The sequence below is a fragment of the Holdemania filiformis DSM 12042 genome (assembly GCF_000157995.1).
GTDB lineage: Bacteria > Bacillota_I > Bacilli_A > Erysipelotrichales > Erysipelotrichaceae > Holdemania > Holdemania filiformis.
Genome location: NZ_GG657559.1, coordinates 64,381 through 77,998, shown reverse-complemented (window position 1 = coordinate 77,998; position 13,618 = coordinate 64,381). Strand labels below are relative to the sequence as shown.

The window sequence follows — 13,618 nt, the reverse complement described above, 5'->3', positions numbered from 1 at the left end:
ATCGGTCTGCCGGACGACTGGGGCGCAGGCTATCCGAATGTGACGATCGGCTGTACCGTCGAGAATCAGCGCCGCGCAGATGAACGGTTAGCGCTGTTCGCCTCGCTGCCGATCGTGCATAAAAACATTATCTGCCAGCCGATGCTGGAAGCGATAGATCTGGAAAAATGGCTGGATGACGAATCAATTGAGTTGGTCGTCGCCGGCGGGGAATCCGACCGCTGCGCCCGGCCGTTAGACTACGCCTGGATTCTGGATTTGCGCGCCCAGTGCGAACGTCATCACAAGCACTTTGAATTCCGCCAGTGCGGAACGCATTTCATCAAAGACGGCCGGCTCTATACGCTGCCGGTCAAGGAACTCACCCGTCAGGCTCGCAAAGCCGCGATCAACCTCTGACAGCTCGCTTTTTCCGGTCAGGAAATGCGAGGATGTTCCCTGCGGCATGAAGTACAATCAAAAATACAGAAAGGATCTGGAAACTATGGAATGGATTGACCGCCTCAACGCCTCGCTGAATTACATCGAGGAACATTTAACGGAAGAAATCAGGATCGAGGAGCTTGCGCGGATCGCCTGTTGTTCCAGCTATCACTATCAGCGCATGTTCACGTACATCGCGGGTCTTCCGCTTTCCGAATATCTGCGCCGGCGGCGGATGTCGATCGCCGCGGTCGAGCTGCAGCAGAGTGAAATCAAGGTTATCGACCTTGCCCTGAAATACGGCTATACTTCGCCGACCGCCTTCAACCGGGCGTTCCAAAGCGTGCATGGCCTTGCACCCTCGGCCGTTCGCAAGCCGGGCTGCTCCGTCAAAACCTTCCCGCCGATCAGTTTCCGGATCACTGTCAAAGGAGTGGAAGAAATGAATTATCGGATTGAAAAGAAAGAAGCGTTTCGGATCGTTGGCTTATCCGCCCCGATGAAAAGCAACACCGAGGAGAATTTCAGCGTCGTCCCGCAGCTGTGGGGCCGGGCGGCTGAGGAAGGCTGGATCGGAAAACTGGCGGCGATGATGAACGCTCAGCCGATGGGGATCTTGGGCGTCAGCGCCTGCTTTGAAAATGAAAACTGGAAATACTTCATCTCCGTGGCGAGCGATCTGCCAGCGGAAGCCCCGTTAGAAGAGTACATCGTGCCGGCGTTCACATGGGCGATCTTCTCCGGAGAAGGGGTTTGTCCGCAGGCGATTCAGGATCTGGAACGAAGAATTGTCACGGAATGGCTGCCGACCTCCGGGTATGAATACGACAACGGCCCGGACATCGAGGTTTATCTGGAACCCGATCCGTCTCAAGCCCGCTTTGAAGTATGGATTCCTGTTGTTCGCGCTCAATCCGGCAACGTGCAATGAGCGCCGCCTTCGACGATTTTAAGCAGAGTCTGAAGCCTGCGGAACAAGCAGGAGTTCAGGCTTTGCATGAGGCCTTGTTAAACCAGGGCTGTCAGGCGGAGATCAAGGAAGCCAAAAGCGGATACACCGTCAGCTATCTGAAGCCAGAACGCAAAACGCTGGCGAACTTCGTCTGCCGGAAAACCGGCGTCAAGCTGCGCCTGTACCCGGAAGGCTTAGCCCGGTATGAAGCATTTTTAAGCACGCTGCCGGAAGCGATGAAAAAAGCGATCCGCAAAGCCTCGGTTTGTAAGCGGCTGATCGATCCGGACGACTGCAATCCCCGCTGTCAGACGGGTTATTCATTCACCCTGGATGGTGAGTCATTTCAGAAATGCCGGTATATGGCTTTCTTCTTTAACGTGAACGAAAGCACGCTGCCTTCGCTCTTAGCGTTTCTTGAACAGGAACGACAGGCAGCCGCGGCTACTATTGCCGCTTAATTTTCAAAAGGTTTCCTGAGTTTTCAGCTCGGGGAACCTTTTATTTATTTTCCTTGTTGCCCGTTCATTTCATTCATCAAAAAACTCTGCGCTGAATTCCCTTCCCGATCCAAAATCTGATCGGCGAGATTGTTCAAAGCAGAGCTTTATTTTATCACTAGTCACTGCCTATCTTCGCAAAGGAAAGTCCTCACTGAAGCAGCGCGCGGATCGCCGGTTCCAGTGCCAACATTTCCGAAGTGTCTTTGCGGATCCAGCAGGAAAGCGTCATGCCGTGGATCAGCGCACAAATCTGCGGAGCGATCTGCCGAGCCCGTTCCAGGCTGTATCCGCAGGCAATCAGCTTATCGCAGTATAACTGAATCCAACGCTGATACACCTGTTTCGCGGCCGCTTCCATTTCGGCGCTGATATCGGAAGCTTCGATGCCGATGAATGTAATGACCAGCGACGTCGCATACCCCTTGTGATTTTCCAGCATATCCGCAATGTGATGCGCCATCTTGACAAACACGTCCTCAGCGTTATCCGATACCGGGAAGATCAAAGCCTGAATCCCCTGTTCCATGCGCTCGTAGGCATAATTTAAGACTTCGACGCCCAGCTGATTCTTGCCGCCGGGGAAGAAATAATAAAACGACCCCTTGGGGATACCGCAGACATCCAGGATTTCCTTCAAGCCGACGCCGTAATAACCCTTCTGAGCGATCAAATTCGCCGCCGATTTCAGAATCCGCAGTCGTTTCTCATTGGTTTTTTCCTGATTCATCCTGTTCTCCCCCCAGCTCTGTCCGTCATCCGCTTTCTTTCTCTGTCTTTTTATTATAAACTAGAATTAAGGATTAAAGAAAGAGCCGATCCCAAAATCTCGTTATAAAGTGCGAAATTGTTCCCGGTTTGCCGCGCAGGCTGAAATCACAGACTGCCGCTTGTCTGTTCTGCCGGACAGACCTGACCTTACGTTCCCGCATTTTCTTCCTTCTCAATTTAGAATGGAGGCCCTTTTATGAAGAAACAACCCCGCCGCGGATTCCGGATCCTGGCCGCAATTGGAATTTTCATCCTGATGATCGTCGGTTTTCTCGTGCTTCAGACCCTTTCGATCATCCGGCCGCGTCAGATTCATCAGACGCTGTCCATGCGCTGCATCGGCGCGTGTCCGGCAGAATTCATCGACCTTCATCTACAAGGAAATGTCGATCAATTTCATCAGTTTCACGGTTCTTTACAGGTCGGCGAGTTGGAAATCCAGCTGGAAAACAGGGACATGATGCCTGCGTCGTTGTTTCCGGGCAAAGAATATCAGTATGGGGACTTGAACATCTCTCCTTTCGCGCCGGATCTGGTCTATGTCGTCAACCGTCCGATGACTCAGTGGTTTATCGCAGACGGAGATCGATCCTTTTTAATTCTGCCCGTGGATTTTGATCGGAATCAGCTCGAGAAGGTCGAACGCGCCGCCGGTGTTCATCTCGGATCTCAAAACTGGGACTGAGCTGAACGACCCTGATCCGGCAAACGGTACCGATCATTTTTGTCACAATCCCCAAATCTCCTCTTTTTTCAATTATAATAAGGAAAATGGAGGGGAATCCGTTATGAACAAAATCTGGATTATCGAGGATGACGCCAGCCTGGCCCGGCTGATCTCGGAAAATTTAACAAAATGGGGCTATCCTTGCGAAGCAGCGACGAATTTTGATCAGCTGGACAAAGAGTTTTTAAGCGTGCAGCCGCAGCTGATCATCCTGGACGTTTCGCTGCCGGGGAAAAGCGGTCATGCCTGGTGTGCGGAAATCCGCAAGCTGTCCAAGGTACCGATTCTTTTCCTGTCTTCGCATAACGAAAATTTAGATATCATCATGGCCCTGAACCAGGGCGGCGACGATTATCTGACCAAGCCGTTTTCCATGGAAATTCTGGTTGCCCGAATTCAGGCGCTGCTGCGCCGGGCTTACAGCTACGAGCCATCGGGTACGCTGATGGAGTTTCAGGGCGCGGTCTTCAATCTTGCCGACGCTTCCTTAAGCAAAGATGGCCGGCAATGCGAGCTGACCAAGAATGAATTCAAAATTCTGCAGCTGCTTCTGGAAAATAAAAATAAAGTCGTATCGCGGGAAAAGATCATGTTGAAGCTATGGAACAACGACTGCTTTGTCGATGAGAATACGCTGACCGTCAACGTCAACCGCCTGCGCAGGAAAATGGAACAGCTGGGGATCGACGATTGTATCGAAACCCGCAAGGGACTGGGGTATCAGCTTCATGCTTAGAAGCTATCTGCGCTATCGCCAGTTTCTGTTTCTCTGGACGGGGATCGTTCTGGCGATCTACGCCTTCCTGCAATATCTCTACTGGTATCCGCTGGAATCGACCGGCTACACCGCGCTGATCGTCCTGACGCTTCTGGTCTTGATTTCCGCGCTGGATTACCGCCGTTACCGCCGCCGGCTGCGGCAGCTGGACTCGTTGACAGAAGCGTGGATCAGTCTGGAACGGGAAATGCCGGACACCCGCGATCCGCTGGAGCAGCGCTATCAACAGCTGATCCTGAAACAACGCGTCATTCTGACAGAAGAAAAGGAAAAGCAGAACGCCGCGCAGAAACAGCGGGAAGAACTGGTCACGATGTGGATGCATCAGATTAAACTGCCGCTGGCTTCGCTGAGCTTGATTCTCGAAAGTCTGGAACCGGAAGACACAATTTCTGCCAGTCATCTCAATGAAATGAAGCTGGCGCTGATGCGGACGGAACAATACGCGCAAACCGCGCTGAAAGCGATCCAGATTGAAAATCTGAAAGAGGATCTGATTTTAGAACCATGCGATCTGGGCGAACTGTGCGCGGAAGTGATCCGCAAGCAGGCGCTGCCGTTCATTCTGAAAAAGCTGCAGCTGAACTTCACGCCGTTTCATCAAACCATCGTCACCGACCGCAAGTGGCTGGGCTTCATTCTGGAACAGCTGTTGTCCAACGCTTTAAAATACACCGACGCCGGCTCGATCAGCATCACCTTTCTCTGTGATCCAACGCCGCATTTAATCATCGCTGATACCGGCCGGGGCATCGCCGCCGCGGATCAGGCACGGCTGTTTGAGCGGGGATACACCGGCTATAACGGTCACCATGATTTCAAGGCCAGCGGGATCGGGCTTTATCTCTGCCGGAAAACCGCCGATTCACTCAATATCAAGCTGCATCTCGAATCCGAAAAAGAAAAAGGCACGCAGGTCCATCTGATTTTCCCTTCTCCCGATCTGTTTTTCTACCGCTGATTACTTCCTTTGCGCATCGTGACAGAAATGTTCGATTGCCCGGGAAATTGTTCGTCAAGTCGATGGAGCGATGTTCAGCGCTGCGATAAAATGGGATCAGATGAAAGAAATGAGGGATGCAAAATGGAACTGCTGCGAGCAGAGAACATTCAAAAAGTGTATAACACCCGCGCCGGAGGCAAACCGTGCCGCGCACTGGCCGGGGTCAGCTTCTCCGTGGAAGCGGGGGAATTCGTCGCGATCATGGGCGCGTCGGGATCGGGCAAATCAACCTTGCTTAATATTCTGGCAACCTTGGATACGCCGACCAGCGGCGAAGTGTTTCTGGAAGGACAGTCCATGAAACAGATCAAAGGGAAAAACCTGGCGGCCTTCCGGCGGGAAAAGCTGGGCTTCGTCTTCCAGGATTTTAATTTACTGGACACCTTCACTGTCCGCGACAACATCCTGCTTCCGCTGGTGCTCAGCCGGACGCCGTTAGCGGAAATGGAACAACGGCTGAAACCGGTCGTTGCCAGTCTGGGCATTGAACCGCTGCTGGAACATTTCCCGGTTGAAATTTCCGGCGGTGAGAAACAACGCACCGCTGTGGCGCGGGCGGTCATTACCGAGCCCCGCTTAATTCTGGCGGATGAGCCGACCGGGGCCTTGGACTCCCATTCTTCTCAGCAGCTGCTGAACATCTTCGACCGGCTGAACGAACAAGGCCAGACCTTGTTGATGGTGACGCACAGCTCGCTGGCGGCCAGCCATGCCCGGCGGGTGCTGTTTATCCGCGACGGCAAGCTGTTCGCGGAATTGTGCCGCGGCGATCAGTCTCAACAAGTCTTTTACGACCGGATTACCGCTTCGTTGTCCATGGCGACGCGTCAGGGCGGGGAGAGCTTATGATCCGGTATGCTTTCCGGCTGGCCTGCGCCAATCTGAAACGCACGCAAAACGTAACGCTGCCGTTTTTCATCGCCAGCACGGTCACGGTATTCCTGCATTTTCTGATCATGACGATGATGTTTAACCCGCATGTCCCGGAAATTCGCGGCGGCACGACGTTGGCTTTTATCTTCCAGCTGGGTGTGTTCGTCATCACGACCTTCGCGATTCTGTTCATGATCTCGATTCATCAGATGCTTTTAAAAAAGCGGAAGAAGGAATTGGGTTTATATACGATTCTGGGGATGGAAAAGAAGCATATCTCACTGATTCTGTTTTGGGAAAACACCCTTCAGACCCTCGCTTCACTCGTCTTGGGTCTGGCGCTGGGCTGGATCGGCGGCCGGCTGATGTGGATGATCCTGCTGCGGATGCTCAACAGTCCTCACGGTCTGCCCTATGCCTTTTCCTGGACCGCGCTGGGCTGGACCTCTGCCGTCTTTCTCGGTTTGTTTCTGGCAACGACCGGGATTTCACTGATTCAGATCCACCGGATTAATCCGATCGAGCTGCTTCACAGTGAAAAGCAGGCGGATAAGCCGGTACGTTTCCTGGCCGTTAAAACCGGGATCGGCCTGATCTGCCTGATCGCTGCCTACGCCGTCGCGTTGTTCACCAACAATATGTTTACCGCGCTGATGGTGTTTTTCTTCGACTGCATGCTTGTGATCTTTGCGACTTCCATTCTTTTTGAATCCGGCACGACGTTCTTTCTGCGCTGGCTGAAAAAAAGAAAGTCCTTCTATTACAAACCGGACAACTTCGTCGCGGTGTCGATGCTTTCCCATCGGATCCGCCGCAATGCCGCAAGTCTGACGACAATCTGCATCCTCAGCACGATGTTGTTAGTGACAATGGGCGGCTGCGCGGCCTTGTTCTTCGGTGAGGAAAACGCGCTTTCTGAATCCAATCCCGACGATCTGACCTACACGCTCAGTGAGGAACTGACTTCCTCCCAGCGCGATGAAATCACAGCGGCTGCCGCTGAACTGGCTGAAACGCATCATGTTACGCTGGAGGATGTGCAGATCTACAGTTATGGCGAAGCGTATTCCAAGCTGGAAAAAGGAACGCTGAGTCCGTTTACCAACGACGATTATCTCGTCGGTTTCCGCAGCGCAGTGATCGATTACGGTTACGATATCTTTTTCATTCCGGCCGCCACCTATCAGCGGATTACCGGTCAGGCCCCGGAGCTTCAAGACGACGAGCTTCTGATTTTGACAGGCAACGATCAAATTCATCTCTCTGAATTAACGATTCAGGATAAAACCTACGCCGTTCGGGATATCCAGCGCAGTACGCCGTTCACCCAGCGCAAATACAACAACGGCGGCGGCACAAATTCTTCAGATTCCAGCGAGCTGGTGTTTCTGGTCTTCGCGGATGAAGCGGCGATGCTTCCGGTACAGGATTATCTTCAGGAGGGTGAATGGGAAACCAGCACCCGGATCGGCGTTAATTACGCCGGCACGCTGGAAGACCGCACGGCGTTCTACGAGGCGTTGAACCAGAAGGTCCGCAGTCTGGGGCCGGTTCAATATGCAACCTGTCTGGATTACGACCGGCAGGAATTCAAAAGTATGTACGGCGGATTGTTATTTGTCGGCGTGTTCTTCTCGATCTTATTTCTGACGGCAACCGTGCTGATCATTTATTTCAAGCAGATCTCGGAAGCGATGGATGATCGCGAACAGTACATCATCCTGCAAAAAGTCGGCATGGACGAACAGGAGGTGTCCGCAACGATCAACCGGCAGGTCATGCTCGTCTTCTTCCTGCCGCTGGTTACCGCTTTAATTCATACCGGATTTGCCACGCCGCTGATGCAGACGCTGTTGGTGGCGCTGAAGCTGACAAACCCAATCTTCACCTATGCCTGCGTCAGTGTGTGCGCTGTGATCTTCACGATCTTCTATCTGATTTTCTACCGCATGACTTCGCAGATCATTAAGAAAGAAGTAGCGTTCTGAGTTCATAGTTAAAAAGATTCCAGATTCCTTCATTCCTAAAACTCCGGCACCCCTTGGATCAGAAACAAATGATAAAAACTCCCGGCTTTGAAATGATTCCTTCTTGGGAATCGCCCGCTTTCCGGCGGACTTCATCGCTGGGAGTTTTTTTATTTTGTATTTCAGGTTTGCGGATGAACAAGCATGGGCGTGATCCAACTTTCAGCGTCTGCCCATCCATGGGATGAATTTCCACATTGCACGAAGCTGGAATCGGTGTTGGATCCAATTCTGATCACCGCCGGCATCTTCCTGATTTTCTTACGGGTTAAACTGAGGAAACGATTGCCTTTGTTTCCGGCTTTCTTTATTCGTCAAGCGTCAGACTGTCAATCCAGTCCGCAAGCTCCTCGCGGCTTGTCCCGGCCGCAAAGCGGCGGCCTTCCAGCCAGGTTCCTTTGTTTCCCGCCTGAGCCTGAAGATCATCAGCGCTGCTTCCAATGCCGCTGCTGCCGGAGGTGCAGAACGGAATGACAATCTTTCCGGTGAAATCCACGCTTTCCACAAAGGTGCTGACGATCCGCGGCGCATGACCCCACCAGATTGGATAGGCAAGCACGACGATTGAATAATCCTCAAAGTTCTCCACATTCTCCGCCAGAGCCGGACGGCTGGTCTCATCGTTCATTTCCAGACTTGACCGGCTGCCATTATCATTGTAATTCAGGTCTTCCGTGGTGTAAGGTTCAGCCGGGACAATCTCAAACAGATTGGCCTGCAGGATCTCCGCCACCGCTTCAGCCAGCGGTTTTGTGTTGCCTGTGGCAGAGAAATAAACGACCAGCGCCCGGTCCGCCTCCTCCGGAATTTCTGGTGAAAGAAGCGGATCCGTGCTAACCGCCGGACTGGGTTCCGCCGGCGCAGGTGTCGTCTGCGGATTCACAGTCGTGGAGGGTTGTTTCGCTGTTCCGCATCCGGTCAGGCAAAACAAAGCAAGCAGTAACGTCCATTTTCCTAATTTTTGTTTCATTGTATTTCCTTCTTTCTTTTAAACGGGATATCAAGAATTTCTCAGTTCATGAACCTTTCAATTTTATTCATGGGCAGGCGTCACGATCATGCACGACAACGCGTCAATTGTATCAATTTCGCCAATCCCCTGGCCCGGTTCCCAGAGTTGATTCCTTGCCCGAAATGATCGTAAAACCATCGTCAGCCTCCTTGTCTAAAGCTTAACAGAAGTCGTCAGAGTTTCTCTTGTTCCGCCAGCCGCAGTCCATAATCCAGCGCGTCCACTTTCCGCTGGGCGGCATGCAGCTGATCCATCAATTGACAACGTTGGCCTTGTAGCAGGTATAACAGTTCCGCGCTTTGATGATCCCGGAGAGCCTGCCGGATTTGATCCTGGATCTCCGCTGGGAAATCACAAACGGACATCCAGCGTTGAAGCTCTGTCGAAGAATTCCTCAATCTCACCCAAACCTCCTTCTATCTGTATCATAATGAGAATTTCACCTGATCGCAAACAGTTATTATGAATCTTAAACCATCGTTTTTAAGAATGATAAAAACGTGCTAAAATACAAAGAGAACGTATCTTGATTACGGAATGAGGTGAAATGAATGATCGAAACCCGGCTTCTGACTTATTTTCTCGCCGTTGCGCGGGAACAAAACATCACGAAAGCGGCGGAGACCCTGCACATAACCCAGTCAACCTTGTCCAAACAGATGATGGATCTGGAGTTCCAGCTCGGCAAATCGTTATTTATCCGTGGGAAGCGCAAGCTGACGTTAACGGAAGAAGGATTGTTCCTGCGCAACAAAGCTCAGGATATTTTAGAACTGATCGACAATACCGAAGCTGCTTTTCACTCTCAGGGCCGTTATCTGAGCGGCGATATTACGATTGGATGCGGCGAGACTTCAGCGATGGCCATGATTGCGGATGAATACGCTCATTTTCATCAACGCTATCCTGACGTTCGTCTTCACACTTACAGCGGCGCTGCCGATTTGGTCATGGAACGGCTGGATAAGGGTTTAGTTGATATCGGCCTGCTTCTCGGACCCGTGCGGCAGGAGAAATATGATTATTTCACGCTGAAACAAAGGGATACTTACGGCTTGTTAATGCGGGATGATTGCGAGCTGGCAGAGCAACGCTCCATTCAGGTTGAACAACTGAAAGAGCTGCCGCTGATCATCGCGGAACAGACTTTTTCCGGCCATCAGATTTTAGAGGGGATGGGACTGGATTCGATGCAGATTGTCGGAACGTATAATCTGATTTACAACGCCATGTTCTTTGTGGAAAAAGGTATCGGCGCAGCGTTATGTCTTGATCATCTGGTTAATACAGAGGGGCGGCCTCTCGTTTTCCGGCCGATCACCCCGGAATTATCCTTGGATCTGACGCTGGTCACCAAGAAGTACCAGACCTTTTCCCCCGCGGTTAAGGTATTCCTGGAACGATTGAAAATCCGGATTCAAAGAACCGCTGAAAATAACGAATAACAAAAAAACTGACAGTCCGATTCCCAATCAGAAGCTGTCAGTATTTTATTTATTCATTGCATCGAATTCCTGTAAAAACATCCTTTTACTCGTATTTCTTTCCCGCATAGATCATCGGGATTAACAGGCCCGCCAGATAGGTCAGGAGTAGAACGATCTTCACAAGCCATGGATTCCCTTGGAACAAAAGCGTCAGAAGTCCGTACAAAACCGGCATCAGCACTAACGAACTCAGCGCCCAATTCCGGCCGGCCTTCATGATATGCGGCCAGTTGCGGTTGTTAAAGTAAACCCCGGCGAGATTCATTCGGAAGACGCCGCTGCTGTAACTGCTGATTTTGTTTTCATCATAATAAGCGGGCAATTTTTCCCGCGCGAACAAGCAAAAGTAAAGACCAAAGATCACGCTGAGCAGCTCCGCTACTAATAAATCGTTGAACACCATGGAAGTCACTTGATGAAAGTGCCGCAGCGCTCCTATTTCTCCCAGAGAAATCGCGAAACAAAGCAAAAGCAGCAAGCCATTTTTCCAGCTGCGCCGCTTTCTCATCTGCGGATCTTCCTCGCTCATCGTTATCGCTTTTTTTACAAGCTTATCGACTTGATGGGCGCTCATCGGTTCCGATTGAGAAATTCTCCGGCATTCCAGCAGCTCAGCCACGCTCACATCCAGCGCCTGAGCCAGCGGCACTAACAGCGTGATATCCGGCATATTCAGACCGCGTTCCCATTTACTGACCGCTTTATCTGAAATCATGAGCTTCTGCGCCAGATCTTTTTGCGTCATTTGTTTCTGTCTTCGCTGATCGGCGACAAATGCTCCGAATTGTTGCTTATCTAATTCAAACATAACTCCGTCCTCCTGCCGTTATTCTATAACAGAAGTTCAAAAACATCGACCGACGGGTGGTTGAGTTTGTGTTTTCCTGCGCTTTTCCATAAGATAACTCATTCGTTTACCCGCATTTTAAGGATAAGGGAACAGCGGATCATTTTGATATCCACTACCCCTTGCAAGACCATCCGGTTTCATAATGAAAGACTGGAAAGAACTTATCTCTCCAGTCTTGCTTTTTTGATGATTGTCTTTGAAAACAATGTTATATGTCTGTTGTATTGTATGTCTTCATTTCGATCAAACTTCAGGGATTGTCCATCCCGGCAAATACTGACGATGTGCTTTCAGCATCTCATCCAGAATCTGACGCGCGATGTTTTCATCCATAACCTGCGGATTAATCGTCATAGCCATTAACGCTGTCGCGTAGTCATGATTCAGCGCCGCCTGCGCAGTCAAACGTTCAAACGATTTGATCTGCCTGACAATCCCTTCGATATGAATTGGAAGACGGCCTACGGTCAGCGGACGTGGTCCCTCTCTTGTAATCACAGAACTGATTTCCACAACCTCATCGTCGGCAAATGAGGAACATCCGCCCTGATTCAGCGTGTTCACAACCTGTATATCCCGTCGGTCATTATACAGGGAATCGATCAGACTGCACGCCGCGTCACTGTAATACGCGCCGCCGCGTTGTTCCAATTCTTTCGGTTTCACATCCAGATGAATATCGGCATATTTTTCAAAGAGTTCCTTCTCCACCCGCATGACAACCTGGGCCCGGTTTTCACCCCGTTCAGCATCCGCTTGAGCATGTTTCAGCATTTCATCCTTAAAAAAGTAATAACGCAGATACGGAGACGGTATGCAATGAAGGGCACGCATAAAGTCCGGGGTATATGGTAAATTTTCAAATCGTTTGTCGAATTCTTTGCCCTCATTATATTGGCAAAGCACCTCGATCACCTGCGATGTGATATCCACCCCACGATTATAGACGTGCAAGCCGAAAACCATATGATTCAGCCCGGCAAAGTCAATCCGCAGATCTTCATTGGGAATGCCCATCAACCCTGCGATCCGATGGCCGATAACCGTCGGCGAGTTGCACAATCCGATAAATCGTTTCCATCCGCTGTACCGCAGCACTGCCTCAGCATTCAGTCCCGCCGGATTGGTAAAGCTGATAATCCATGCGTTAGGACATTGTTGTTTGCAGTCCTCAATAATTTCAAATAAAACCGGAATTGTCCGCAATGCTTTGAACAGTCCGCCCGGCCCATTGGTCTCCTGACCCAGCACACCATAGCGAAGCGGAATCTTCTCATCTTTATCCCGTGCATTCAGCTGACCGACGCGAAATTGCGTCGTTACAAAATCAGCATCTTTCAGCGCTTCTTTCCGATCCAACGTCGCATGAATTTCAATCGGGGCCTTCGCTTTTTTGACCATGCGTTCCGCTAAGGCCGCGATAATCTTTAGCTTTTCCTGGCCTTCTTCAATATCGACAAGCCACAGTTCGCGGACTGGCAAAGTTGCCTGACGTTTGATCAGTCCTTCAATCAGTTCCGGAGTATAAGAAGAACCCCCTCCGATTGTTACAATCTTGATGCCTTTTTTCATAAATTCACCTCATTTCCAATCCGCAGAATTCCGAAACGGAATAATACGGGAACGAATACCTGATTCATCAGGATAATCATCGCCAGCATCGCAATGACGCCGGGGATGAAATTCAAAATGGCATAATAGACGGCTGCCAGTAAGAACACAACCTTTCCCATGGCGTCGACATAGGGCAGACTCATCCCCTTGAGCAGGGTTCTCACGGGATAAATCTGATGGCAGGTCCGGCCTCAGGACGAGGAAATGAAAACCTTTATACCGGCAGCGATAACGTGTTGAGTGACAAGCGCAGGGCTGACTACGACACTTCATGATTCGCCTGCAGCAAAGGAAGAAGCCGCTTGGTGTATTGAATCGAATTCGCCGCCGTCATACAGATATCCATCGCATGAATCATTAAGATCGATGGAACCACATCGTCTCCCAGCGCCTCTTGGTTCATCAGGGCGAACTGATTCTTCTGTGCAATCAACAGTTCTTGCCCCGCATCTTCCAGAATAGCGAATGCAGCTTCCCGATTGCCTGCCTCGTAGGCATCCAGGGCGTCGAACACCTTGGCATTCGCATTTCCTGCATGAGCGACCATCATCAATAAAAGCTGTTCCGTATTTAAAACCTGTTGTTTTTCTTCATTCATGGA

Annotated in this window: 16 protein-coding genes; 9 read left to right on the top strand and 7 right to left on the bottom strand. The window is 50.8% G+C overall.

The features are described 5' to 3' along the window. The 3 genes from HOLDEFILI_RS12245 to HOLDEFILI_RS12235 form a co-directional block, all read left to right on the top strand. The coding region (locus tag HOLDEFILI_RS12245; protein ID WP_006060044.1) for a DUF5131 family protein at positions 1-399 on the top strand (399 nt) is incomplete at its 5' end. Between the two features lie 46 nt (positions 400-445). Beyond that, entirely contained in the window at positions 446-1,354 is a 909-nt protein-coding gene (locus tag HOLDEFILI_RS12240; RefSeq protein ID WP_006060043.1) for an AraC family transcriptional regulator, read from the top strand. A 62-nt stretch (positions 1,355-1,416) separates the two neighbouring features. Beyond that, the gene (locus tag HOLDEFILI_RS12235; RefSeq protein ID WP_244264327.1) at positions 1,417-1,836 is read left to right on the top strand and encodes a hypothetical protein; all 420 of its coding nucleotides are present in this window, start codon (positions 1,417-1,419) and stop codon (positions 1,834-1,836) included. 190 nt (positions 1,837-2,026) lie between these two features. Here the strand turns inward: HOLDEFILI_RS12235 and HOLDEFILI_RS18505 are convergent, their stop codons facing one another. Further along, positions 2,027-2,605 carry a TetR/AcrR family transcriptional regulator gene (locus tag HOLDEFILI_RS18505; RefSeq protein ID WP_006060041.1) on the bottom strand — a complete coding sequence of 193 codons (579 nt, stop codon included), beginning with the start codon at positions 2,603-2,605 and terminating at the stop codon, positions 2,027-2,029. 237 nt (positions 2,606-2,842) lie between these two features. On the opposite strand from HOLDEFILI_RS18505, the gene HOLDEFILI_RS12225 reads away from it, so the two are divergent. The 5 genes from HOLDEFILI_RS12225 (at position 2,843) to HOLDEFILI_RS12205 (ending at position 8,015) form a co-directional block, all read left to right on the top strand. Next, entirely contained in the window at positions 2,843-3,331 is a 489-nt protein-coding gene (locus HOLDEFILI_RS12225) for a hypothetical protein (protein ID WP_006060039.1), read from the top strand. Between the two features lie 103 nt (positions 3,332-3,434). Then, positions 3,435-4,109, top strand: coding sequence for a response regulator transcription factor (locus HOLDEFILI_RS12220; RefSeq protein ID WP_039864927.1), 675 nt, complete (start codon positions 3,435-3,437; stop codon positions 4,107-4,109). After that, the gene (locus HOLDEFILI_RS12215; protein ID WP_006060037.1) at positions 4,102-5,112 is read left to right on the top strand and encodes a sensor histidine kinase; all 1,011 of its coding nucleotides are present in this window, start codon (positions 4,102-4,104) and stop codon (positions 5,110-5,112) included. Before HOLDEFILI_RS12220 ends, HOLDEFILI_RS12215 begins: the two co-directional genes overlap by 8 nt. Before the next feature lie 123 nt (positions 5,113-5,235). Continuing rightward, positions 5,236-6,003, top strand: a complete 768-nt coding sequence (locus HOLDEFILI_RS12210; protein ID WP_039864925.1) for an ABC transporter ATP-binding protein — start codon at positions 5,236-5,238, stop codon at positions 6,001-6,003. Beyond that, on the top strand, positions 6,000-8,015 hold the full coding sequence (locus tag HOLDEFILI_RS12205; RefSeq protein ID WP_006060035.1) for an ABC transporter permease: 2,016 nt from the start codon (positions 6,000-6,002) through the stop codon (positions 8,013-8,015). The genes HOLDEFILI_RS12210 and HOLDEFILI_RS12205 overlap by 4 nt, the downstream gene beginning before the upstream one ends. Positions 8,016-8,361: 346 nt before the next feature. Here HOLDEFILI_RS12205 and HOLDEFILI_RS12200 read toward each other — a convergent pair whose 3' ends face one another. Then, positions 8,362-9,024 (bottom strand): flavodoxin, encoded by a 663-nt coding sequence (locus HOLDEFILI_RS12200; protein WP_006060033.1) that lies wholly within the window; start codon positions 9,022-9,024, stop codon positions 8,362-8,364. Between the two features lie 215 nt (positions 9,025-9,239). After that, a complete protein-coding gene (locus tag HOLDEFILI_RS12195) occupies positions 9,240-9,470 on the bottom strand; it encodes a hypothetical protein (protein ID WP_156788936.1) in 231 nt (76 codons plus the stop codon). A 147-nt stretch (positions 9,471-9,617) separates the two neighbouring features. On the opposite strand from HOLDEFILI_RS12195, the gene HOLDEFILI_RS12190 reads away from it, so the two are divergent. Further along, positions 9,618-10,511 (top strand): LysR family transcriptional regulator, encoded by an 894-nt coding sequence (locus HOLDEFILI_RS12190; protein ID WP_006060031.1) that lies wholly within the window; start codon positions 9,618-9,620, stop codon positions 10,509-10,511. A gap of 85 nt (positions 10,512-10,596) precedes the next feature. Here HOLDEFILI_RS12190 and HOLDEFILI_RS12185 read toward each other — a convergent pair whose 3' ends face one another. From HOLDEFILI_RS12185 to HOLDEFILI_RS12175, 4 genes are all read right to left on the bottom strand, one after another. Continuing rightward, positions 10,597-11,361 carry a helix-turn-helix domain-containing protein gene (locus HOLDEFILI_RS12185; protein ID WP_006060030.1) on the bottom strand — a complete coding sequence of 255 codons (765 nt, stop codon included), beginning with the start codon at positions 11,359-11,361 and terminating at the stop codon, positions 10,597-10,599. Between the two features lie 285 nt (positions 11,362-11,646). Beyond that, the gene (locus tag HOLDEFILI_RS12180; RefSeq protein WP_006060029.1) at positions 11,647-12,975 is read right to left on the bottom strand and encodes a 6-phospho-beta-glucosidase; all 1,329 of its coding nucleotides are present in this window, start codon (positions 12,973-12,975) and stop codon (positions 11,647-11,649) included. Continuing rightward, positions 12,972-13,181, bottom strand: coding sequence for a hypothetical protein (locus HOLDEFILI_RS19360; RefSeq protein WP_156788935.1), 210 nt, complete (start codon positions 13,179-13,181; stop codon positions 12,972-12,974). The genes HOLDEFILI_RS12180 and HOLDEFILI_RS19360 overlap by 4 nt, the downstream gene beginning before the upstream one ends. A 95-nt stretch (positions 13,182-13,276) precedes the next feature. Further along, the coding region (locus tag HOLDEFILI_RS12175) for a PTS sugar transporter subunit IIA (RefSeq protein ID WP_006060027.1) at positions 13,277-13,618 on the bottom strand (342 nt) is incomplete at its 5' end.

Coding starts and splice junctions, on each gene's coding strand:
- HOLDEFILI_RS12240 (WP_006060043.1), top strand. CDS start 446: ATGAAGTACAATCAAAAATACAGAAAGGATCTGGAAACTATGGAATGG.
- HOLDEFILI_RS18505 (WP_006060041.1), bottom strand. CDS start 2,605: ATGAATCAGGAAAAAACCAATGAGAAACGACTGCGGATTCTGAAATCG.
- HOLDEFILI_RS12225 (WP_006060039.1), top strand. CDS start 2,843: ATGAAGAAACAACCCCGCCGCGGATTCCGGATCCTGGCCGCAATTGGA.
- HOLDEFILI_RS12220 (WP_039864927.1), top strand. CDS start 3,435: ATGAACAAAATCTGGATTATCGAGGATGACGCCAGCCTGGCCCGGCTG.
- HOLDEFILI_RS12215 (WP_006060037.1), top strand. CDS start 4,102: ATGCTTAGAAGCTATCTGCGCTATCGCCAGTTTCTGTTTCTCTGGACG.
- HOLDEFILI_RS12210 (WP_039864925.1), top strand. CDS start 5,236: ATGGAACTGCTGCGAGCAGAGAACATTCAAAAAGTGTATAACACCCGC.
- HOLDEFILI_RS12205 (WP_006060035.1), top strand. CDS start 6,000: ATGATCCGGTATGCTTTCCGGCTGGCCTGCGCCAATCTGAAACGCACG.
- HOLDEFILI_RS12200 (WP_006060033.1), bottom strand. CDS start 9,024: ATGAAACAAAAATTAGGAAAATGGACGTTACTGCTTGCTTTGTTTTGC.
- HOLDEFILI_RS12190 (WP_006060031.1), top strand. CDS start 9,618: ATGATCGAAACCCGGCTTCTGACTTATTTTCTCGCCGTTGCGCGGGAA.
- HOLDEFILI_RS12185 (WP_006060030.1), bottom strand. CDS start 11,361: ATGTTTGAATTAGATAAGCAACAATTCGGAGCATTTGTCGCCGATCAG.
- HOLDEFILI_RS12180 (WP_006060029.1), bottom strand. CDS start 12,975: ATGAAAAAAGGCATCAAGATTGTAACAATCGGAGGGGGTTCTTCTTAT.